At 61.0% G+C, this 23,512-nt stretch carries 9 protein-coding genes; 4 read left to right on the forward strand and 5 right to left on the reverse strand.

Going from position 1 to position 23,512, the window contains the following annotated elements; genetic code table 11:
* Window positions 1-3: 3 nt before the first annotated feature.
* From ACP15F_RS10360 to ACP15F_RS10375, 4 genes are read right to left on the reverse strand one after another with little or no spacing between them, the layout of a single operon-like run.
* Window positions 4-555: a sarcosine oxidase subunit gamma gene (locus tag ACP15F_RS10360; protein WP_424940715.1), complete on the reverse strand. Its 552-nt coding sequence runs from the start codon at window positions 553-555 to the stop codon at window positions 4-6.
* Entirely contained in the window at window positions 548-3,502 is a 2,955-nt protein-coding gene (locus ACP15F_RS10365; protein ID WP_424940716.1) for a sarcosine oxidase subunit alpha family protein, read from the reverse strand. Before ACP15F_RS10365 ends, ACP15F_RS10360 begins: the two co-directional genes overlap by 8 nt.
* Complete coding sequence (locus ACP15F_RS10370; protein WP_108857908.1) at window positions 3,499-3,795, reverse strand: sarcosine oxidase subunit delta; 297 nt, start codon at window positions 3,793-3,795, stop codon at window positions 3,499-3,501. Before ACP15F_RS10370 ends, ACP15F_RS10365 begins: the two co-directional genes overlap by 4 nt.
* A gap of 28 nt (window positions 3,796-3,823) precedes the next feature.
* Window positions 3,824-5,074, reverse strand: a complete 1,251-nt coding sequence (locus tag ACP15F_RS10375; protein ID WP_424940717.1) for a sarcosine oxidase subunit beta family protein — start codon at window positions 5,072-5,074, stop codon at window positions 3,824-3,826.
* Window positions 5,075-5,394: 320 nt separating this feature from the next.
* Here ACP15F_RS10375 and ACP15F_RS10380 point away from each other — a divergent pair, with 320 nt between their 5' ends.
* The 3 genes from ACP15F_RS10380 (at window position 5,395) to ACP15F_RS10390 (ending at window position 11,783) form a co-directional block, all read left to right on the forward strand.
* Window positions 5,395-7,398, forward strand: coding sequence for a hydantoinase/oxoprolinase family protein (locus ACP15F_RS10380; RefSeq protein WP_424940718.1), 2,004 nt, complete (start codon window positions 5,395-5,397; stop codon window positions 7,396-7,398).
* A 208-nt stretch (window positions 7,399-7,606) separates the two neighbouring features.
* Entirely contained in the window at window positions 7,607-8,584 is a 978-nt protein-coding gene (locus ACP15F_RS10385) for an efflux RND transporter periplasmic adaptor subunit (RefSeq protein ID WP_424940719.1), read from the forward strand.
* On the forward strand, window positions 8,577-11,783 hold the full coding sequence (locus tag ACP15F_RS10390; protein WP_424940720.1) for an efflux RND transporter permease subunit: 3,207 nt from the start codon (window positions 8,577-8,579) through the stop codon (window positions 11,781-11,783). The genes ACP15F_RS10385 and ACP15F_RS10390 overlap by 8 nt, the downstream gene beginning before the upstream one ends.
* Window positions 11,784-11,812: 29 nt before the next feature.
* Here the strand turns inward: ACP15F_RS10390 and ACP15F_RS10395 are convergent, their stop codons facing one another.
* Entirely contained in the window at window positions 11,813-12,349 is a 537-nt protein-coding gene (locus tag ACP15F_RS10395; RefSeq protein WP_424940721.1) for an SDR family oxidoreductase, read from the reverse strand.
* Between the two features lie 421 nt (window positions 12,350-12,770).
* Here ACP15F_RS10395 and ACP15F_RS10400 point away from each other — a divergent pair, with 421 nt between their 5' ends.
* Window positions 12,771-23,510, forward strand: coding sequence for a hypothetical protein (locus ACP15F_RS10400; RefSeq protein ID WP_424940722.1), 10,740 nt, complete (start codon window positions 12,771-12,773; stop codon window positions 23,508-23,510).
* Window positions 23,511-23,512 lie beyond the last annotated feature (2 nt).

Consider the following 23,512-nt stretch of genomic DNA (forward strand, 5'->3'; position numbering starts at 1 on the left):
AGTTTAGGCGACCGAACGGGCCGCCGCCACCAGCGCATGATGCAGTGACGCCGCCGACGAACGCGGGCCGATCACGACCATTCGATCGTCCGCCAGTCGCCACAAGAACGCGCCCAGATGTTCAACCGTTCCGCGGATTACGTCTCCGGTAGCCATCGTGCGCACGGGCACGTTGGACAGGCGTTCAAACAGATCACAAAGCGCGTCGCCCGAGACGTCAAACCGGCACCAGCCATCGGTCTGCTCTACGACCGACGCCGTGTCGCCCACGATCTGTTTCAGTTCTGCCGCTAGCAATTCGTGCTGATCGTGACCGGCAGAGATCATCCACTGATCGGGACCGGTCCAGAAGGCCGTGAAATCGCCCTGCGTTGCGGATTTCCCGACTCCCGGCAAGGTTAGTGGCAACGCCTTTTGAAGCGCGGCAAGTTGCCCTTCGCGCGCGGCCACAGACGCCAGCGCTTGATCCACAACCTCGGCAATGGTCAGCGTTCCGATTTGGTCCACTCGCGGTTCTTCCGCGCCCAGCGGGGTGATGGGTTTTAACTTATGCACGGAGCTTCTCTCCTTCCGGATCGACAAAATGTGGGCTGACGATTTCGACCAGAACTTCTTGTCCTTCCAGTGGGTTAACCAGCCGCAACTGTTCGCCCATCCGATCAAACCCAGACTTTACAAAGCCAAGCCCGATCGAACTTTCAAGGATTGGTGAGTAAGCAGCCGAAGTGACATAGCCCTGATCATGGGCCGCATCGACGGGACCAGAGGCACTCATCAGATGGCCGCCTGCAGGCACAGATTTCGACGCGTCCACCGGGCGCAGACCCACGAGGTTCAGCGCATCTTCTGCGGTCATCCCATCACGACGTGACAGCACGTTGCCGATGCAATCCTTCTTGGTCGAAACCATCCGGCCCAACCCAAGGTTCAGAGCTGTCGTGGTGCCATTCAGTTCATTGCCCGCCGCGTGGCCCTTTTCGATCCGCATGACGCCCAGCGCTTCGGTCCCGTAAGGCGTGACGTTGAACTCTTCGCCCGCCGCCATCATCTGACGCATCAAGGCATCGCCATAGCGGGTGGGGACGGCGATTTCATAGGCCAGCTCGCCCGAGAACGAGATCCGGAACAGCCGCGCGCGGCAGCCGCCACAGACGGTAATCTCGGCACATCCCATGAAGGGGAACGCCTCGTTCGAGATGTCAAATTCGGGGTCCACGATCTTTTGCAACAGCTTACGCGCGTTGGGGCCGGCGACGGCGTATTGCGCCCAGGCGTCGGTCGTCGAAATCAGCTGCACATCCAGATCCGGCCACAGGCATTGGCGAGCAAATTCCATGTTGCGATAGACCACAACCGCATTGGCGGTGGTGGTGGTGACGACGAAATGATCCTCGGCCAGACGGGCGGCGGTGCCGTCGTCATAGGCCACGCCATCTTCGCGCAGCATCAAACCATAGCGCACCTTGCCCACGGGCAGTTTCGCGAAGCCATTGGCATAGATCTTGTTCAGAAATTCAGCGGCATCCGCGCCCTGAACGTCGATCTTTCCCAGCGTGGTCACGTCGCAAATGCCGACAGAGTTGCGGGTCGCCAGAACCTCGCGGTCGACAGACTGACGCCAATGCGTTTCACCTTTCTGCGGGAACCATTGCGCGCGCAACCAGTTGCCAACTTCGACAAACACGGCGCCCTGTTCCTCGGCCCATTTGTGGCTGGGGGTCAGGCGGGTTGGGTGGAATTCCTTGCCCACCGCACGGCCTGCCAGCGTGCCCATCGAGACGGGCGTATAGGGCGGGCGGAAAATGGTTGTGCCGGTGTCGGGGATTGATTTTCCTGTCAGCTCGGCCATCACCGCCAGTGCGCCGACGTTCGAGGTTTTGCCCTGATCGGTCGCCATGCCCAGCGTGGTATAGCGTTTCAGGTGCTCGACGGATGTGAAGTTTTCCTGATGCGCCAGCTTCACGTCCTTGACGGTGACGTCGTTCTGGAAGTCCAACCACGCGCGTTTGGCGCCCGAGACATGCCAGAATGGGGTGAGCGTGACGGGTGCGTCTTCGGCTTTGGGAAGATCCGCAGGGGTCGCAGAGATGCCCAGATCAGAGAGCGCTTCGACAGCTTTCGCAGCGCCACCGGTCAGCGCCGCATGGGTCGACATTTCGCCCATGGCAGCCCCTGCAACGCTTTGGCCCGACGGCAGACCCTGCCCCGGTACAAAGGCATGAATATTGTCGTTCCAAACGGGACGGCCGCGCTGATGGCAGGTCAGGCCAAGGTTGGGGTTCCAGCCGCCAGACATCGCCAGTGCACCGCAGGGGATCACGCGGGTCTGGCCGTTTGCCAAGCGCACGGTGACCGAGCTCAGGCCAAGTCGGCCCTTGGTGTCGATGATCTGTGCTCCGGCCAGTACTTCGATGCCCTCAATCGCGGGTGCTTCCGGTCGGATATCCACAACGGCGGGCACCTCGACCCCTTTGGCGATCAGGTCGCGGGCGGTCTGATGGGCGTCATCGTTGTTGGCAAACACCACAACCGACTGCGCGGGCGTGGCCGCATAGCGATTGGCATAGGCGCGGGTGGCACCGGCCAGCATCACGCCGGGACGGTCGTTATTCTCAAACCCGATCGGGCGTTCAATCGCACCGGCAGCGACCAGTGCGCGTTTGGAATAGATCCGCCAGAGCGTCTGGCGCGGCTTGTCGGCCTCGGGGGCGATCAGGTGATCGGCGTTCCGTTCGACCGCGCCATAGACGCCGTGATCGTACGAGCCAAACACTGTTGTACGCGGCATCACACGGACATTAGGCAGCTCGGCCAGCTCGGCTTGTGCCTGTTCAACCCAATCCGCGCCGGACTGGTCCGACAGCGATCCGGTGTCGGCAAGCAGACACCCACCCAGACGGAAGTCTTCGTCCGCGATGATCACCTGTGCGCCTGCACGGCCTGCGGTCAGCGCAGCGGCCAGACCTGCAGGTCCAGCGCCGATGACCAGAAGGTCGCAATGCAGGAAGCCCTTGTCATATACGTCGGGGTCGCCCTCGCCTGTCAGGCTGCCAAGACCGGCGGCTTTGCGGATGATCGGCTCGTAGAGTTTCTCCCAGAACGCGCGCGGCCACATGAAAGTCTTGTAGTAAAATCCCGCGCTTAGGAAATTCGAGAAGCGATCATTGATCGCCATGAAATCGCGTTCCAGCGACGGCCAGCGGTTTTGCGAGTTGGCTGTAAGACCGTCATAAATCTCGGCCACGGTGGCGCGGGTGTTGGGCTCTTGACGGCCGCCAGAACGCAGCTCGACCAGCGCGTTGGGTTCCTCGGACCCGGCGGTCAGCACGCTGCGCGGGCGGTGATACTTGAACGAACGCCCCATAAGACGCACGCCATTGGCCAACAGCGCCGAGGCCAGCGTGTCGCCCGCATGACCCTGATAGCTTTTGCCATCAAAACTGAAATTCAGCGTGGCCGACCGGTCGATCAGCCCGCCGGAAAGGCGATTTGCCTGCTTCATTGCATCACCTCGGCGGCGCGGTTGGCGCGGGCGACGTCGCGGGCCAGTTCGACCTTTGTGATCTCATGCGTGGTGGTGTCGCGGGTTACGACCAGCCACGAGCGGTCGCCCTGCTCGTGAAACCACAGTTCGCGGTGCAGACCGGCGGGATTTTCGCGCAGATGCAGATAGTCGTGAAACTCGCGCAGAGCGTTTTCCGACAGCCAATAGGGACGGTTGATCAGGCCCGCGTCGCCCAGATAGGTGAACTCTTGCGCGTCGCGCGGTCCAAGAAGCGGATGGTTGATGATCATCGGTTCAGTTCCTCAAATCGCAGCTGTGTCAGTGCAGGTTTGGTTGGGCGCCTTGGCCCTTTTCGTCGATCATGTGCCCGGTCATGAACCGGTCCAACCGATAGGCTTTGGCGGTCTCATGCGGACGGTCGGTTTTCAGAAGGTGGGCAAAGCAGAAGCCAGCAGCGGGCGTGGCCTTGAAGCCGCCATAGCACCAGCCGCCGTTGAAATAGAGACCCTCGATATGGGTCTTGTCGATGAAGGGCGATCCGTCCATCGACATGTCCATGATGCCACCCCAGCTGCGCAGAAGCCGTGCGCGGCCAAGACCCGGGATCAGTGACATGCCACCTTCGATCACATCCTCGACCACCGGCAGGTTGCCGCGTTGGGCGTAGGAATTGTAGCCGTCGATATCGCCGCCAAAGACCAGTCCGCCTTTGTCGGACTGGCTGCAATAGAAGTGACCCGCGCCATAGGTGATCACGCCCGGAATGAAGGGTTTCAGCCCCTCGGACACAAAGGCCTGAAGCACATGGCTTTCAATCGGCAGACGCATGCCCGCCATCGCCATCACCCGGCTGGAGCTGCCCGCGACCGAGACGCCAACTTTCTTGGCACCAACGAACCCGCGCGAGGTCTCGACACCCAGCACGCGACCGCCTTCGATTTTGAAACCCGTGACTTTGCAATTCTGAATGATGTCCACGCCGCGCTGGTCTGCGCCGCGCGCGTATCCCCAAGCGACCGCATCGTGACGCACGGTGCCGCCACGCCGGTGCAAAAGGCCACCTTTGATCGGGAAGCGGGCATTGTCGAAATTCAGGAACGGATACAGCGCACGCACGCCGTTCGTGTCCAGAAGCTCTGCGTCTGATCCGTTCAGGATCATCGCATTCCCGCGCCGCCGTGCCGCATCGCGCTGCGCATCGGTGTGGACGAGGTTCAGAATGCCGCGCTGGCTGACCATCGCGTTATAGTTCAGGTCTTGCTCAAGACCTTCCCACAGCTTCAGCGAAAACTCGTAGAATGGCTCGTTCCCGTCGAGCAGATAGTTCGAGCGGATAATCGTCGTGTTCCGGCCAACATTACCGCCGCCGATCCAGCCCTTTTCCAGCACCGCGATCCGTGCACCCTGAAACTCTTTCGCCAGATAATAGGCAGTGGCCAACCCATGTCCGCCGCCGCCAATGATTACATAATCATAGGCGTCCTTCGGGTCAGGATCGCGCCATTGCGGCCCCCAACCTTTGTGCCCGGTCAGGCTTTCCTTGATTAGTCTCAAAGCAGAGTATCGCATGAGGGCTCCTGTTCTTTCATCTCCTATGAAGATTGATAATGCTGGCAAGTACCTTTTCGCTTTTGGACAAGTTTGACGCCAGAATCGACATATGTCCCGAAGTTCATCGTAGACTCGGATTGGATCCACCAATTAACCGCGCATTCAGACCTCGCAGAGGGCGGCGGCGGACCGAAATTTGGATTGCTTCCATCTCTGGGTCGTTGAATGACGGAAATGGACCGTTCTTACGCTTGAAACTGGCCCAAAACGAGGTTCACTAATCTTTGCGATTCCCCGATCCCGAAAGGACTGGGGCTTTTACTCACGAGGGAGCGGACATGGTGTTGTCATTAGGGGTTGATACGGGCGGAACTTATACCGATGCGGTATTGATCCGGGACGAAGCCGATGTCATCGCCAGTGCGAAATCGCTGACCACCCGCACTGACCTAGCGATCGGCATGGGAAAGGCCATTCGGGCGGTACTGGAAGATGCTGGCATCGCGCCTTCCGAGGTTTCGATGGCTTCGTTGTCGACCACTCTGGCAACCAACGCTCTGGTCGAAGGCCAAGGCGGTCGTGTTGCTTTGATTTATATCGGCTTTCGCGAAAGTGATCTTGAAAAGCACGGGCTGAAAGACGCCTTGAAAGGGGATCCGGCTTTGGTGATAGCCGGGGGTCATAATCACGCCGGCGGAGAAGCCGCAACGCTGGATCTCGAAGCGCTGAAAGATTTCTTAAGCTCTCATGACGGAGTTTCCGGGTTCGCCGTCGCAGCGCAGTTTGCGACGCGCAATCCGGCCCACGAGCTTGAAGCGGCACAGATCATCACCGAGATCACAGGCGCACCCGTTACTTGCTCTCATCAGTTGTCATCCAAACTGAATGGCCCCAAACGCGCGGTGACGGCGGTGCTGAATGCACGGTTGATCGGCATGATTGATCGCTTGATTGGTCGGGCACAGGATACGTTGCGCGATATCGGAATTGATGCGCCGATGATGGTAGTTCGTGGCGACGGTGCCTTGATGAGCGCCGAACAGGCCCGCGAGCGTCCCATTGAAACCATCCTCAGCGGCCCTGCTGCCTCAATCGTTGGCGCGCGCTGGTTGACCAATGTCGAGAACGCCTTGGTATCTGATATTGGCGGAACCACCACGGATGTCGCCTTGATCCGCGATGGAAAACCCATGATCGATCCCGCAGGCGCTCGGGTTGGCGGGTTTCGCACCATGGTCGAAGCTGTGGCCATGCGGACCCACGGTTTAGGCGGCGACAGCCAAGTCCATCCTGTCACCGAAGGATTGAAGGGTGGTGTTTTTCTGGGACCACGCCGGGTGCTGCCGGTGTCATTGATCGCGGCGGAAGCCGGAGATGTGGTCCATGCAGAGCTAGACGCGCAGTTGCGCATGAGCGCCCCTAGCGAATATGACGCTCGGTTCGCACGCCGCGTACCCGGTGTGCCGACTGATGGCATCGACACACGGGCCGAGACGTTGCTTGAACGCCTCGGAGGAGATGTCGTTCCTCTGAACAAGCTTCTGAGAACCCGGCTTGAGGGCAGCGCACTGACCCGATTGGTTGATCGCGGCATCGTTCAGGTGTCCGGGGTGACGCCCTCTGACGCAAGCCACGTTTTGGGACGTTTGGACGCCTGGGATGTCGAGGCAGCGCGCAAAGGGCTTGAACTGTTTTGCCGCAAACGTATCGGTAGCGGCGCGCGCTTGGCGCCCACTCCGGAAGAGATGGCGCAATTGATCGTGGATCAGATGACCGAGCAGACCGCATTGACCCTGCTTGAAACCGCGTTTGCCGAAGAAGACCAAGATTTCGGACTGCCTGCCGAGGTATTGGCGCGACATGTTTTGACACAGCGCGGCCTCGCAAATCACCGTGGTTTGCTTGCCTTGAACACCGCCCTGAATGTCGAAGTCGTCGGCTTGGGCGCCTCGGCGCCAAGCTATTACCCGGCTGTCGGAAAGCGACTGCAGTGCCAGATGCGATTGCCAGAGCATTCTGGCGTTGCCAACGCCGTCGGGGCGGTTGTCGGGCGTGTCACATTTCGCCGCTCAGGCACCGTGACGTCCCCAACCGAGGGCCGATTCCGCGTTCATCTGGCATCTGGGCCACAGGATTTCAACGACGCGGAACAGGCGATGAAGGTCATGGAGGACCATCTGCGTGCGGATGCACGGGACGCCGCAAAGGAAGCGGGCGCTGAAGACATTCGCATCATTGTCGACCGAGATGTCCGATCTGCACAAGTCGAAGGACAAGATGTCTTTGTCGAGTGTTCGGTGACGGTCGAAGCCAGTGGAAGACCCCGGGTTGCCTTGGGGTAGATAAGACCTTCCGAACACGGGCCCATTGCGTGGTCTCTATCAGGTAACACGCGATTGCGCCTGCAATCTGTCTGCATCGCAGGTGTTGATCCTTGTCAATTACCCATCGAATGAGCGTGCTTATATTCAATAGCGAAATTGGCGCTCGTCTTGTGAAATTCAGAAGCAATTGAATTAGCTTGGGCCACCCACCGGATAGGAGACCGCGATGCTTAAGTTCTTTGTGCCTGTTTTGGCCGTCTTGTTCCCGCTTGCGACCTTGGCGGAAGAGACTTTTGTTGCACACAGTGCCGACGTTACCGAATGGAAAGCCGTCTTCGGCCGGATCGAAGCGCGTGACCGTGTACAGGCACGTTCGCGGCTTGGGGGGACGATCATCTCGATCGCCGTATCCGAGGGGTCCAAAGTTGAGAAGGGCCAACAGATTGCCAGCATCACCGATGAAAAGCTGACGCTGCAACTGAATGCGATTGATGCAACACTGACCTCTTTAGAATCTCAGTTGGAAACGGCCTTAGCTGACCTTCAGCGCGGCGAAGACCTGCTGAAACGCGGCGTCGCCACGGCCCAGCAGTTGGATCAGTTGCGCACACAAGTGGATGTAATCAAAGGACAGATCGGTACAGCGCAGGCCGAACGAAGCGTTCTTAAGCAACTGGAAACTGAAGGGGCTGTGCTTGCCCCAATTGGCGGAACCGTGCTTCAGGTGCCCGTCACCGAAGGATCTGTCATCATGCCCGGCGAAAGTGTCGCCGAGATTGGCGGCGGTGGATTTTTCCTGCGCCTCGCTGTGCCTGAACGTCATGCCGGTTACCTGAAAGAAGGTTCAGAAATTCGTATCGGCAGCGACGAGGGCGAGACCACCGGCGTTCTGGCCAAACTATATCCCCAGATCGAAAACGGCCGCGTGATTGTCGACGTTGAATTCGCAGGCATGGCCACAGATTTCGTGGACGCGCGCGTTCTGGTGCGGCTGCCGGTTGGCAAATCAACTGCCTTATTGGTGCCAGTCACATCTGTTTCCACCCGCATGGGGTTGGATTTCGTCACTGTCCTAACCGCTGACGGATCAGAGACGCAGCGTACCGTCGTCACCGGTGGATCGCGCAAAATCGACGGCCACGAGATGATTGAAATCCTGTCGGGTCTGACCGAAGGCGAACAGTTGGTGGCCAATCATGAGTGAGCAACCACACACGACCTCTCTGGGCATCGCGGGCGGGCTAACCAAAGCATTCATCGGCTCGGCGCTGACACCTTTGATGATTTTGGCGGCCCTTGCCGTGGGCCTAGTGGCGCTGATCAGTCTGCCGCGGGAAGAAGAGCCGCAAATCTCGGTCCCGATGGTGGATATCCATATCCAAGCGCCGGGTCTGAAGGCGGAAGACGCCGCAAAACTGGTGACCGAACCGATGGAATCCATCGTGCAGGGCATCAACGGTGTTGAACACGTTTATTCGCAGACTAGCGATGACTATGCCCTTGTAATGGCTAGATTTCTGGTCGGCACCTCGGCGGATACCGCGATCTTGCGGGTACACGACAAGGTGCGCGCGAATATGGATCGCATCCCTGTTGGGATCGACGAGCCTCTGATCGTGGGTCGGGGAATCGACGACGTGGCCATCGTGTCGCTGACGTTGTCGGCTAAGCCTTCGGCGGGGCAAACGACAGCGAACGACCTGACCCGCATTGCACGCAAACTGCAGGTTGAGGTCGCAAAGATCCAAGATGTTGGTCTGACCTATCTGGTCGGCGAAAGCCCCGAAGCAATCCGCATCGCCCCTGACCCCGAGCGTCTGGCACTGTATGGTGTAACCTTGCAGCAGCTGGCGGGTAAGGTCCAAGGTGCCAACCGCGCGTTCAACAACGGGTACGTGCGTGACAATGGGCAACAGATTTTGTTGGCAACCGGCCAGACCCTTCAGGCGTCTTCTGATGTGGCCAACCTGCTTCTGACCACGCGAGACAACCGCCCGGTGTACGTTCGTGACGTCGCCAATGTCAGCTTCGTGCCTGATACCTCGGATAAGATCGTTGCCAACGTCACACGTGGCGAGAACGGAGAGATCATCCGCACCCCCGCGATCACGCTGGCGGTCGCCAAACGTGCTGGTGCCAACGCCGTGGTCGTCGCCGAGGAAATCCTCCACCGTGTCCACATGCTAGAACACGACCTGATCCCTGACACCATTCAGATCGACGTCACCCGCGACTATGGAGAAACAGCGGACGAGAAAGCCAATGAGCTTCTGTTTCACCTGGGTCTGGCGACGGTATCCATCGTGGCATTGGTGCTGTTCACCATCGGCTGGCGCGAGTCCATCGTGGTGGCGGTGGTGATCCCGGTCACCATTCTACTGACTCTCTTTGCGGCGTGGGTGATGGGCTACACACTGAACCGTGTGTCACTGTTCGCTCTGATCTTCTCGATCGGGATCCTTGTGGATGACGCGATCGTTGTCATCGAGAACATCGCCCGCCATTGGGGCATGCCCGACAAGGCGGATCGCGTAACCAAGGCCATTCGCGCCGTCGCCGAGGTGGGCAACCCGACCATCGTCGCGACCCTGACCGTTGTGGCCGCCCTTCTGCCGATGTTGTTCGTGTCCGGCCTGATGGGACCCTACATGAGCCCGATCCCCGCGAATGCCTCTGCTGCAATGATCTTTTCGTTCTTTGTGGCGGTGATCATCACACCGTGGCTGATGATCAAGATTGCGGGCAAAGCGCCTGCACATGATCATGGTGAAGAAGGTCACGTTGGAGGCAATTTGGGGCGGATCTATGCCGCGGTCGCGCGTCCTTTGCTGAAGACCAAAACCATCAGCCTGACCTTCCTTCTGGTCGCTGTTGTCATCTCGTTTGGGTCGCTTGCACTGATCTATACCAAGGACGTTACGGTCAAGCTTTTGCCCTTCGACAACAAGTCCGAGCTGTCGGTCGTTGTTGATCTGCCCGAAGGATCATCGATCGAGGCGACCGATGCTGTGGCGCAAGCCGTGGCGCGGGAAGCGTTGCAGATGCACGAGGTGGTATCTGCGCAGACCCATGCAGGGGCCGCCGCGCCCTTTAACTTCAACGGTCTAGTCCGGCACTACTATCTGCGCACGCAGCCTCATCTGGGCGACGTGCAGATCTTGCTGGATCATAAAGAGCATCGCGAACGCACCAGTCACGAGATTGCATTGGAGCTGCGTGAGCGGTTGAACCAACTTGATCTGCCTGCGGGCACCAATGTGAAAACGGTCGAGCCGCCCCCCGGCCCGCCGGTCATGGCCACCCTGCTGGCCGAGGTTTACGGCCCCGACGCAGAAACCCGGCGCGAGGCCGCAAGCAAGATCCGTGCAGCATTTGACGGCGTGCCTTTCGTTGTCGACGTCGATGACAGCTTCGGGGAACAACCGCGCCGTCTTCGCATCACGATTTCGCCCGACCAGCTGGAGTTCTTCGGCGTGCAGGAACAGGACGTCTTCTCGACGCTGGCTTTGCTGAACCACGGACAAACCGTAGGGTATTCGCATCGCGGTGACGGCCGCTATCCGATCCCCATCGTTGTTGAACGCGACAAGGCAGACCGGGTTCTGGACGAACGCTTCCTGTCCACCCCCATCCCGGCCAACGCCCTGCCCGGCGCGCGCGGTGTCGTGGAGCTTGGCGACGTGATCGAGATCACCGAGGAACTGGCCTCGTACCCGATCTTTCGTCACAACGGTCGCACGGCAGAAATGGTCACCGCCGAGGTCGCCGGTGACTTCGAAGCCCCGGTCTATGGTATGATCGCCGTGGCCGAGCAGTTGGACGCCATGGAGTGGGAAGAGGGTACAAAACCCGTGATCAGCCTGAACGGCCAACCCGACGACGAAAGCATCGTTACCCTTTTGTGGGATGGCGAATGGGAGGTCACTTGGGTCACGTTCCGCGATATGGGCGCTGCCTTCGCCGTCGCGCTACTTGGGATCTATATCCTTGTCGTCGCGCAGTTTGGATCGTTCAAACTGCCGCTAGTGATCCTAACGCCCATCCCCTTGACGTTCGTTGGGATCATGGGTGGGCACTGGCTGTTCAGCGCGCCTTTCTCGGCACCGTCTATGATCGGGTTCATTGCCTTGGCCGGCATCATCGTGCGGAACTCGATCCTGCTGGTGGATTTCATCCGGCATGCAGATCCCGCGAAGGACAAGGTGGAAACGCTCATCGAAGCGGGTGCGATCCGCTTCAAGCCGATCCTGTTGACCGCCGTTGCAGCAATGATTGGCGCGGCGGTGATCTTGGTCGACCCGATCTTCCAAGGTCTTGCTTTGTCGCTGCTCTTTGGCTTGCTCAGCTCGACCCTGCTGACGGTTCTGGTGATCCCCGCAATCTACCGCGTGTTCCGGACCTGAGACATCTAAACCGCTAGCGCCGCTCGCAGTTAGATAGCTTCATAAGTAAAACAAACAGCCCCGACACTTGGGGCTGTTTCTGTTTTTGGATAAAGGGCTGCAATCATCACTTCTGACGCGGGTGCACCAGAAATGGTCTGTGGGATGCCCCCTTTCCGGGCCTTCATGTAAGGCACAACCAGCCTGCACAGGTCAAAACTACTGTCTAGGTTCAGTGCCATGACCTGTTGAAAATCAACCTGATCAATGTCTTCCAAGAACCGGTTCTCACTGCCGCCACCAGCATTGTTCAAAAGGATGTCGGGGCCACCAAAACGTTCGACAGTCGCGGCAACCAGTTCCTGTCTGATGGACGCGTCTGTCACATCACCTGTGAAGGGAACAAGCTGTTCGGCGACTGTCGGATCTGTTTCCTCAACAGCGGCCTGCAGCTTTGCTGCGTCACGTCCCAACATGAAGACATACACCCCATTTGCGACCAAAGCCCGAGATGTCGCCAGTACGATACCTTCCGACCCTCCGGGTACGATCGCACAATGGTCTCTGTCTCGTTCAGTGGTGCACATGGAAAGGTCCGGGGGGGCTTTTTCATCACTCGTGGATTTCAAGCTCAAAAGAAAAACAACAAAACAACAACTTACACAGTTTACACACCCCATACACCGCATGGCCATCAGATCGGCAGCCGAATTGATATGAGCTGCGCTTAGACTGCTCTGCACCGCCCCTTATCCGACCGGAAAACTGTCGAGTTTGTGTTAATTTTAAGGCTTATTGACAGAAGAAAATCGCCTCTCTAGCCTCGCGTCATGTAGTTGGGGAATGGGTGACCTAAAGTGCAGGAAAATCTGCCGAGGCGCTCAACGTACTAAATAGATGATTTTTCGTAGGTTCCGCGTGTCCTGGGGTGGCTGGGGTGTCGCAAAAAATTTAACTTGTTATGTATCCAGACTCGGCCTTTTGGCCGGGCTGAATGTGCTTGCTGGAATGCCTGCATGGGCCAATGACCCCTGCATCGAGGACAACGGCCATCCCGTCTCGGGCGCGATCGTCGAGGTCTTCTGCGAAGGCGACCAGTCCGACGGCGTTCACTTTCCAAGATTCACCTATGTTCCCTTGGCTGGCTGGCATCTGCTCAATCCATTCAATCCAAATACATTCTCTGAGATCGAGGTCGCCTATCTGGACGGCCCGATTGTCACCAACAACATCTCGGCCATTCGCTTGCTCACTTATGCGCAACCCTATTTGGACTATGGCCATGACTTCGAAGCGCGGCTTCTGCCGGATGGGGCCGGACGATACATTGGCGCCAACGGTGTCGGGGCTTCTGCGGTTGAGCTCAGTTCGTATGGCGCATTTTTGATGCAAGGGGACGTGAACTTCCCATACCTTGATGAGCGCTTCGGCTTTTCTGGCAGCGATCTATCCCTGCGGATCGACAACTCCTTCCCGGCCCGTGGTCCAGGCGATGGGGCGATCTATTTCGACAACACGATTTACGACTTCGGCCATGATCGAACCAATTCCCAATACGCAAACTGGGCCGCGGGCAACGCCTTCTCGATGGTGACAACCGGTAACCGTGGACATGGCGTTGTCATGGCAAGCGCGGGTGGCCACGGATCCGGTGGGTCAAGCGACCGTACATATGGGGGACCGGGTGGCCGGGGCGGAACGCTTGGCGGTATCGTTCAAGGCTATATCACCACCTATGGCAACGATGCGGCCGGGATCTTGATGCGCAGCCTGGGCGGAAACGGTGGCAATGGTCACAATGGCACGGTGTTTGGCAGCGGTGGCAGCGGTGGAATCGGTGGACGCGGAGAATACGTAGTCCTGAACAACATGGCCTCGATCAGCACATATGGGTTCCGGTCCTCGGGCATCGTGGCGCAATCGTTGGGCGGCGGAGGGGGGCTGGGCGGCAATGGCGGCTGGGTTTCCGGATCCGGCGGCGCGGGTGGTTCAGCCTCGCGCGGGGATATCGTGCGAGTGACCAACCAGAATTGGGCCAGCATCGTCACGCGCGGTGCCGGTGCAAACGGTATTCTAGCGCAATCCATTGGCGGATTTGCCGGCACAGCTGGCTCAGGCGGCTATCTGTTCTCAGCTGGTGGGAACGGGCGGTCTGGCGGCAGCAGCAGCGGCGTATTCGTGACCAACAACGCCTCGATCGATACTTGGGGTGCTTATGATGCCGTCGGCATTTTGGCACAATCCATCGGCGGCGGTGGCGGTGCGGGTGGTGCTTCTGATGGTTTCTATGCCATTGGAGGCACAGGCGGCCTTGGCGGTGACAGCGCCGGACTTCAAGTCATCAATCGCGGCACGATCAATACCCATTGGGGCCTGCGCAGCCACGGCATTCTGGCGCAATCCATTGGTGGTGGCGGCGGCGTGGGCGGCAGTGCCAATGGTGCGGGCGCGCTTGGGGGCGATGGCAACTCGGCAGGATCGTCGGGTCAAGCCACCGTTATAAACAGCGGCGCGATCTATACTGCTGGGCAAGACGCGATCGGCATCTTCGTGCAGTCCATCGGCGGCGGCGGCGGTCACGGCGGCAACGCCAGCGGAATGGCGGCAATCGGCGGGCGTGGTGGATTTGGCGGCAATGGCGAGCGCGCCAACGTGTTCAATGACGGGTACGTTTCCACCTGGGGACATTATGCCGCCGGGATTTCGGCGCAAAGTATTGGCGGCGGGGGCGGCACAGGTGGCTCGGCCACATCGTCCGGTGCCTTTGCATCCTTCGCTATGGGCGGAAGCGGCGGATTTGGCGGCAATGGCTCTCAGGTGAACGTCACCAATACCAGCGGCTTTACCGGATCGGCCAACATCAATACGCGCGGAGATTACGCGGACGGCATTTTGGCGCAGTCCATCGGTGGTGGTGGCGGCAATGGCGGCGGGGCGATGTCCAGCGCGTTCGGCGCGGGCTTCTCGGCTGCCTTCGCCATCGGGGCCAATGGCGGCGTCGGGGGCGGTGCGGGCAGCGTGAACGTTGCCTATCGCGGCGACATCCGAACCGAGGGGAACTGGGCCAACGCCGTCCGTGCGCAATCGCTGGGCGGCGGCGGTGGCAGCGGCGGCTATGCGATCTCGGGATCAGCGGCCACATCCGGCGCCCTCAGCTTCGCACTGGGCGGATCGGGCGAGGCAGGCGGCCAAGCGCAAAACGTCAGTGTCACGACCTATAACAGCCTTCTCACGTATGGGGACCGTTCCTCGGCCATTCTGGCGCAATCCATCGGCGGCGGTGGCGGCAATGGCGGGTTCGCTTTCGCAGGCGCGATGAGCGGCGTCGGAAGCCTGAGCTTCGCCTTGGGTGGCGACGGCGCACGAGGCGGCAGCGGTGCAAACGTTGCTGTCGACAGTCACGGAAATATAGCGACACGCGGGCTGATGTCCTCGGGCATCGTTGCGCAATCCATCGGCGGCGGTGGCGGCAATGGCGGGCACTCGATGGCGCAAAGCTTTGGTGGCGCGGGTGCGGGATCGCTGGCTTTGGGCGGCAGCGGATCGCTGGGCACATATGGCAGCCATGTCACTGTAACCTCGCGTGGTCAGATCGACACGTCGGGTGACGGCGCCCACGGGATCGTCGCGCAATCCATCGGAGGCGGTGGCGGCAATGGCGGCTTCGCGGTCGCAGGTGCGGCCAGTGGCGGCGGAAGCCTGTCGGTGGCCGTGGGCGGCGCTGCCGGCGGCGGTGGCGGCGGCCGCACCGTAACGGTAACCACATATGATCGGATCGGCACCCAAGGCGACCACGCCACGGGGATCTTGGCGCAATCGCTTGGAGGTGGTGGCGGCAATGGCGGAATGGCCCTTGCGGCGGGCGCCTCGGGCAAAGGGGCGTTGTCGGTCGCGCTTGGCGGCGCGGGCGGAAGCGGCGGCACGTCGCAGCGCGTATCAGTGACCGCAAATGGCGCCATCGTCACGGCGGGCGACATGTCCTCGGGCCTTGTGGCGCAATCCATCGGCGGCGGGGGCGGCCGTGGCGGCATGGCAATTGCCGGTGCTCTGTCAGGAACCGCATCGGGTAGCCTTTCCCTTGGCGGCAGGGGCGGCGGCGGCGGTCATGGCGGACAGGTTTGGGCCAATGCGACCGGGTTGGTTCTGACACAGGGCGACGGCGCAACCGGCGTTCTGGCACAATCCATCGGCGGCGGCGGCGGAGACGGCGGCATGGCGATCAGCGCCTCGGCCAGCTTTACCGCCAGTGCGACCGCCAGCATCGGCGGATCCGGTGGCCTCGGAGGCAATGGCGCACGGGTCGATCTGCTTGCATCAAACGGAGCATGGACTTTTGGCGATAACGCCAATGCACTGGTCGCACAGTCCATCGGCGGCGGAGGCGGCAATGGCGGCATGTCCAGCTCTGGCAGCTTCGCGGCGACAGGCTCGGTCGGGCTTGGGTTCGGCGGAGCTGGCGGTATTGGCGGGTCTGCTGGCGCAGTTAATGTAGTCGTCGCCAATTCGGCCATTCCAGATCGCAACATCGAGACCTATGGCGACAATTCCACCGCGATCCTTGCGCAATCCATCGGTGGAGGCGGCGGTAATGGTGGCTTTACGGCCTCCAGCGCGAACGCCGGCACCGGCAGCGCCACGATGGCGTTTGGGGGGGCTGCCAGCATCGGTGGTCGAGGCAACTACGTTACTGCCAGCGTTACCGAGAGCATCCTGACCAAAGGGGATCTGTCCCATGGCCTTGTGGCGCAGTCCATTGGCGGCGGCGGCGGCAATGGCGGCTTCTCTGTATCCGGTGGCTTTGGCGGCAACCGAGCCACACTGGCGATGGGTGGATCCGGTGGCAACGGTCAGTTTGGCGGCGCGGTGACAGTCTCGCTGGGTACCACGGCGTTTGACACATGGGTGCACACCGAAGGTGATGGCTCGATCGGTGTCTTGGCGCAATCCATCGGCGGGGGCGGCGGCAATGGCGGCTTCGCGATTGGGGCAGATGCCTCGAACAGCGCATTTACAGCCGGACTTGCCATGGGCGGCTCTGGCGGCACGGGCGGAGATGGCAACACGGTTTCACTGACCAATCGCGCCTCAGTCAGCACGCTTGGCGATCACGCCACAGGTCTTTCAGCACAATCGATCGGCGGAGGCGGCGGCAATGGTGGCTTTGCCGTCTCGGGCGGGCTGAACGCAGGCACCGCCGCGCTTAACGTTGCGCTTGGCGGCGCAGGTGGCGCAGGTGGCGCGGGCAGCTCCGTCGCTTTGGCGAGCTATGATGACATCAGCACTACGGGCCGTTTCTCGGGTGCGATCCTTGCGCAGTCGATCGGCGGCGGTGGTGGCAATGGCGGCTTCTCAGCGTCATCAAGTGTGTCCACCACGGCCGGCGGAGCCTTCGCCCTTGGCGGACGCGGAGCATCTGGCGGATCGGCTGGGGCGGTGCACGTCAGCGCCGAAGGTCAGTTATTCACGACCGGAGATCACTCGGCCGGTATTCTGGCGCAATCCATCGGCGGTGGCGGCGGCAATGGTGGTATGGCGATCACGGGTGCGTTCAGCAGAACAGCGGCAGCATCTGTCGGCATTGGCGGTCGCGGCAGCTCGGGCGGCTCAGGTGGGTATGTGGGCGTGACCAATGCGGCCACCATCAACACCACGGGCGACTACGCGATCGGCCTTGCCGCGCAGTCGATTGGCGGCGGTGGCGGCAATGGGGGCTTCACCATCGGCGGCGCTCTAGCCAGATCCGCCAACCTTGGCGTGACCATCGGCGGATCAGGCGCAGGTGCCGTGCACGGCGGGACGGTCGAGGTTACGAACACTGGCGCCATCATGACGGGTGGTGCGCATTCTGACGGGTTGCTGGCACAATCGATTGGCGGCGGCGGCGGCACGGGAGGCCTCTCCGCAGGTCTGGCAGGCGGCGGAAACTCTGCTTCGCTTCGGCTGGGTGGTGGCGGTTCGGGCGGCGCCTTTGGCGGCACGGTTCGTGTGACGCAAACCGCGACGATCCTGACCCAAGGCGATGACAGCGCGGCAATCCGGGCTCAGTCCATCGGAGGCGGCGGCGGCAATGGCGGCTTCTCGCTTGGCGGGACGGCCAGTTCGGGTCGCGCGGCAACCGTCAGCCTTGGTGGCAACGCAGGCACCGGCGGCTGGGGCGGCACTGTAACCGTCAACAACACCGGAGATTTGTTTACACTGGGCGACCGCTCGGCAGGGTTGGTGGCGCAGTCCATTGGCGGTGGCGGCGGTGCAGCCGGATCCGCTGGCAGCTTGTCGGCGACCTCGGGCAATGCATTGACCCTTGCGCTTGGCGGTACCGGGGGCAATGGCGGCAATGGCAACGCTGTGACCGTGACCAATTCCGGTACCGTATCCACTGCGGGCGAAGGCGCCCAAGCGCTTTTGGCACAGTCCATTGGCGGCGGCGGAGGTAACGCGGGCGGCACCTTGTCCTTGCGGGCAGCGGGCGCTGCTTCGGCCAGTCTGTCCATTGGTGCCAGAGGCGGCATCGGTGGCTCGGGCGGCACTGTAGACTTTACCCAAACCGGGCTCGCTGGTGGCGGCACGGTGCTGCAAACACGCGGCCAAGGTGCAGAGGCTATGCTGCTGCAATCGATCGGCGGCGGTGGCGGCAACGGCTCGTACAATATTGCCGGTGGCGGCAACAAAGGATTTGGCGGCAGCCTTTCTGTCGGTGCCAGTGGCGGCGCCGGTGGTAACGGAGGCACGGTCACCGGGCGGATTGGCGCAGCGGGGGTTTTGATCAACGTTTATACGCATGGCGATGACGCAGCTGCGATCCGCGCACAGTCCATCGGCGGAGGCGGCGGCAATGGCAGCTTCACGATGGCGGCTCAGGGCACAAGCGGTGCCGGTCTGAGCCTGACCATGGGCGGTCGCGGTGGTTCGGGCGGTGCGGGCAGCGCGGTCTCGCTTGTGCAGCTGCACGCCAACATCTACACGACGGGTGCGGGCAGTGCTGGCATCACAGCGGAAAGCATCGGTGGCGGTGGCGGATCAGCGAACGTGCATCTATCGGGCGCATTCTCGAAATCAAACGCGCTGTCGCTGCAACTGGGCGCAGATGGTGGCACCGGATCGCGTGCGGGTGACGTGCGGGTTGTGTCCAATGGGCAGGTGATCACACAGGGCACGAACGCAGCGGGTATCATCGCGCGGTCACTGGGCGGCGGCGGCGGCAATGCAGGTGTAAATGCTGGTCTGGCCCTTTCCTCGAAATCCAACGGGGTTGCCGTCACACTGGGCGGCACGGGCGGCAGCGGCGGACATTCCGGCGCGGTTTCCGTGGTGTCGGGCAGCGTGATCGACACGGCCTCGGATGGCAGCGGCGGCATCATGGCACACGCTATAGGCGGCGGTGGCGGCACCGGCGGCTTTGCCGGAGCATTTGCCGGTTCCTTTGATGACGGCAAAACGCTGAGCCTGCAACTGGGCGGCAATGGTGGCGTTGGTCACTTTGGTGGCACAGTGGATGTGACGTCGAACGGTGCAATCCTGACACGCGGCGCCGATGCGACAGGCATCAGCGCGTTGTCGCTGGGTGGCGGCGGTGGTTCGGGCGGCGGCGCAATGGCCTTCAACTTCGCCCTAGACAACGAAGCGACACAGCTGGCACTGGCCAACGGTGGTGCTGGAGTCACGGGCGGCTATGCCTCAGGTGTTACGGTCACCAATATGGCCTCGATCGCAACCGGTGGCACACGCAGCCATGGCATCACAGCCCAATCCATCGGTGGCGGTGGTGGCAACGGCGGACAGGCCGTGGCAGGCAGCATCATTGCGAAAAAAGCTGGCTCGGGCGCGAACCAGTTCTATGTGGCGCTTGGCGGTTCCGGAGGAGACGGAAACCACGCGGGCGCTGTCAATGTTCAAAACCATGCTGGCATCACAACGCTGGCTGGTAATTCCCACGCGATCCTTGCCCAATCGATCGGCGGCGGTGGCGGCACTGCCAATCAAGCGCTATCGATCGGCTTTTCGGGCGCGGACAGCACGGCCTTCGGCCTGTCGCTTGGTGGAGACGGTGGAACGGGCGGCTATGCCGATCAGGTCGCTGTCACCAACAGTGCCGCGCTGTTCACCCAAGGTGTTCTCAGCCGGGGCATTCAGGCCCAATCCATCGGTGGCGGTGGTGGTGCAGGTGGCTTCACCGGCAGCGCTGCTTTGGGACGCGGTGGTGACACCACCCAATATGCGTTCTCGATCGGCGGCGCAGGTGGCGACGGCAATATCGGCGGCGCGGTCAGTGTGACTCACTCCGGCTATCTGTTGACCACCGGAGCGTTCTCGGAGGGTGTTTTGGCGCAGTCGATTGGCGGCGGTGGCGGTGCCGGCGGCTCTGCCCTTGCGATGACGCGCGCAACAACACCTGCAACCGGCCAGAGCGGCGACCCTGCACGCAACCTTGCGGTTGCCGTTGGAATTGGCGGCGAAGGAGGCACCGGCGCACACGGAGGTGCCGTGACTGTGGATATCGACGGGGTCGTGAACACGTTCGGCCTGAACTCGCACGGTGTCATGGCGCAATCCATCGGCGGCGGGGGCGGTTCGGGCGGAAATTCCAAGGCCGTGACGATCTTTGCGGGAACCGCTGACACGAACCAGCCCAACGGACCGCAGAACAAGTCGCGTGTTTTGACCATGGGTGGCAACGGTGGAGCGGCTGGCAATGGCGGCGATGTGACCGTTGAAAATGACAGCTGGGTTGTCACCTACGGCGCGAATGCCTTCGGCGTCATGGCGCAATCTGTTGGCGGCGGCGGCGGTGTCGGAGGCCATGGCGAACACGGCAAACCCACCATAGATGAACTGGTGGCTATCGGGGGCGATCTGGTCGCAAACCTGCCGACCCTCCCTGCCCTTCCGGCCTTCCCATCGCTAGGGTCCCTGCCCGGCCTACCCGGAGCGACCGGTCTTCCCGGTCTGCCTGACTTGCCCAACCTGACCAACTTACCAACTCTGCCCAGCTTGAGGGATCTAGGCAGTTTGCCTGGGTTGAATGGCGCTACTGTACCCGGACTTCCCGGGTTGCCCGCACTACCGGGCCTGCCGATGGTTGCAGATCTTCCTGAAGCACCGGATGTCCCGGGCCTTCCGCCCGCACCCGATCCCCCGACGGCCCCCGAACCCCCTGAAGCGGATGAGGAAGAGGATGGCGTAAGCCGGTTTGAGATTGCCATCGGCGGTCGCGGCGGCGCGAGCGGTGATGGTGGTTTGGTGACCGTGACCAACCGCGGAAATGTGATGGCGTTGGGCGAAGGCGCCATCGGTGTCTTTGCGCAATCCGTCGGTGGCGGTGGAGGTCTTGGCGGATACGGCGCTGTTGGCGAAACAGGCACCATCGGGCTTGGCGGCTCGGGCGGTGCTGGTGGTATTGGCGGGGATGTTCTGGTCACGAATGAAGGCCTTATCCTAACCGCTGGAACCGCAGGTTATGGCATCTTCGCGCAATCCGTTGGCGGTGGCGGCGGCATGGGCGGCAATGTGGATCGTGGTGTCTATGGCGAGGAAAATACGGATGCTCTGGCATTCGGCGCCTCGGGTGGCGCTGGCGGAAATGGTGGCGACGTTACCGTTGTCAGCCAGGGCGCCATTGTCACGCTGGGTGACGGCGCGACAGCCATCTTCGCGCAATCGGTCGGCGGCGGCGGCGGTGTTTTAGGCCAGATCGGCCAAGGCACTGGGCTTGTCGGCAGCACAGGTGCCATCGGCACAGCAGGCGATGTGCTTGTGGATCACACGGGTACAATCATCACTGCGGGCGACGGCGCGCACGGCATATATGCAACCGCTCTTGATGGAGCCGGTGCGCCTTCGGGCAGCGTGACGGTCAACTATACGGGTGACATTACCGTTCTGGGCGACGACGCCTATGCGATCCTTGCGCAAACCACTGCCAATGGCGGCCAGCCAAACCGCGTTGATATTGGCATCGGCAAAGGATCGACCATCACCGGTGGATCGAACACAGCCACCGTGTCTTTGGTGGGTGGTACCGACAATACGTTGACGAACGAAGGCCAGCTACAATCTTCTGGCGGGCTGGACGCGACCGTGATCGAGGCGCTCAGCGGAAATGACGCAATCACCAACGCAGGCGTATTCGTTGGATCGTTTGACCTTGGGTCGGGACAGAACCTGTTCGACAACCAAGATGGGGCTCTGATGCTTCTTGGCGCGCAATCGCATCTACACGATGGCAGCGCTGGCGCGTCGGGGCTGTTGATGAATGCCGGCGAGTTGTCATTTGGCGACACCGGCTATTTGAATACCGCCGCACGTGTAGCTGCGTTTGATCCCGCACAAAGACCCTCAACGCTGGACGACCTGCACCTGACCGGAGATTTCCAGCAGGCCGCAGTCGGGACCACGTTTATCGACCTTGATTTCGGCACACGCACCGCGGATCACCTGATCAACACCGGATACGCCAATTGGGATGGTACGCTTTCGGTCCTGACCTACAACGCATCGCATTTGCGCTCGGGCACCTCACATGCCCACTTCTCTACAGCATCTGCCGGGGCGGATATGGGTGGGCTGAGCCTTGATATCGCGCCCAGCGCGATCGTCGACTATTGGATAGCAGCGCTGTCTTCGACCCAGCTCGCGGTGCAATGGGATGTGGATTTCACGCCCGCAGACGCCAATTTCAATCGAAACCAGACAGCCCTTGGCGCGCATCTGAATTCTGCCTTCAAAGGGGGGGCTCCAGCCGGGTTGCAGGACCTCTCAGCGGCGCTGTTTTCGGTGCCGGATGCAAGCATTCTTCCAGTTCTGTATGACAGCATGAATGCCGAGGTCTATGCAGCCCGCAAAGCGTCCAACCACCTTGGCCTTCTGAGCTTTGCAGAACGATTTGGTCGCTGCGAACTCTCTGACGAAACGTCCAGCTGCGTGACCTTCAGCTTTGGCAGCGAAAAAAGCCGACGCAGTGGGGATTTCGAGTATCAGGATCAGGCAACCTCGCGTGCATCCTCGCAGCTGAGCGCAGCGCGCGAGTTGGACAATGGCGCACGGCTGGGGTTCGGACTAGATTTCGGATCGAACACCACCAGCCATGCCAATGCTGGTGCCCGTGCCTCGGGTCGTCACATGATGATCGGGCTCAACTATGATGTAGCCAGATATGGGGTTGATTGGAAATTTGGATTGGCGGGCGGTCAGGCAAGCTCGGACATCCAGCGTAGTCCGTTCATCGGAGGTTCCACTGAGGGAACCCTGAACACCTCCAGCATTGCCTTGTCGCTTGGTGCGGAAAAGCAATTTGATCTGGCTTCTGGTTTATTTGTTCGCCCCGGCGCACATCTAAGCCTTGGCAAGACGGCCTCGCAAGCCACCCAAGAACGTGGTGGAGACCTTGGTCTGGCGCTGGAACACAGCACGGATTGGTTTGTGGTCTTTACCCCGTCAATCGAGCTGGGCTTTGACGGTCCGGTACAGGAAGGCTGCCGTGCACGTTGCAGCTCGGTCACCGGCGGATTGAAGCTGTCGCGTCAGACCTATCTAGGCAACCGCTCGGCCACCTCCACAGGTCGGTTCATTGCCAGCCCCGCAGGGTCTGATCCATTTACCGTGACTGATGCATTGGAAGACAGCTGGGCCGTGGAAGCATCGGTGGGATTGGAGTTGGCACCGCTTACTTCGGCCGAGATCGTGGCCGAGCGCCGTTGGCTTGGCAACACAACATCAAACAGCGTTGGCTTCCGGCTTGAACACGCGTTCTAAAG

Origin of the sequence: Aliiroseovarius sp. S253 (genome assembly GCF_049800855.1) — a bacterium.
Lineage (GTDB): Bacteria > Pseudomonadota > Alphaproteobacteria > Rhodobacterales > Rhodobacteraceae > Aliiroseovarius.

What these genes read in the sequence shown, in the direction of transcription:
- ACP15F_RS10365 (WP_424940716.1), bottom strand. Translation starts at nt 3,502, where the DNA reads ATGAAGCAGGCAAATCGCCTTTCCGGCGGGCTGATCGACCGGTCGGCC.
- ACP15F_RS10370 (WP_108857908.1), bottom strand. Translation starts at nt 3,795, where the DNA reads ATGATCATCAACCATCCGCTTCTTGGACCGCGCGACGCGCAAGAGTTC.
- ACP15F_RS10375 (WP_424940717.1), bottom strand. Translation starts at nt 5,074, where the DNA reads ATGCGATACTCTGCTTTGAGACTAATCAAGGAAAGCCTGACCGGGCAC.
- ACP15F_RS10380 (WP_424940718.1), top strand. Translation starts at nt 5,395, where the DNA reads ATGGTGTTGTCATTAGGGGTTGATACGGGCGGAACTTATACCGATGCG.
- ACP15F_RS10385 (WP_424940719.1), top strand. Translation starts at nt 7,607, where the DNA reads ATGCTTAAGTTCTTTGTGCCTGTTTTGGCCGTCTTGTTCCCGCTTGCG.
- ACP15F_RS10390 (WP_424940720.1), top strand. Translation starts at nt 8,577, where the DNA reads ATGAGTGAGCAACCACACACGACCTCTCTGGGCATCGCGGGCGGGCTA.
- ACP15F_RS10395 (WP_424940721.1), bottom strand. Translation starts at nt 12,349, where the DNA reads ATGTGCACCACTGAACGAGACAGAGACCATTGTGCGATCGTACCCGGA.
- ACP15F_RS10400 (WP_424940722.1), top strand. Translation starts at nt 12,771, where the DNA reads ATGCCTGCATGGGCCAATGACCCCTGCATCGAGGACAACGGCCATCCC.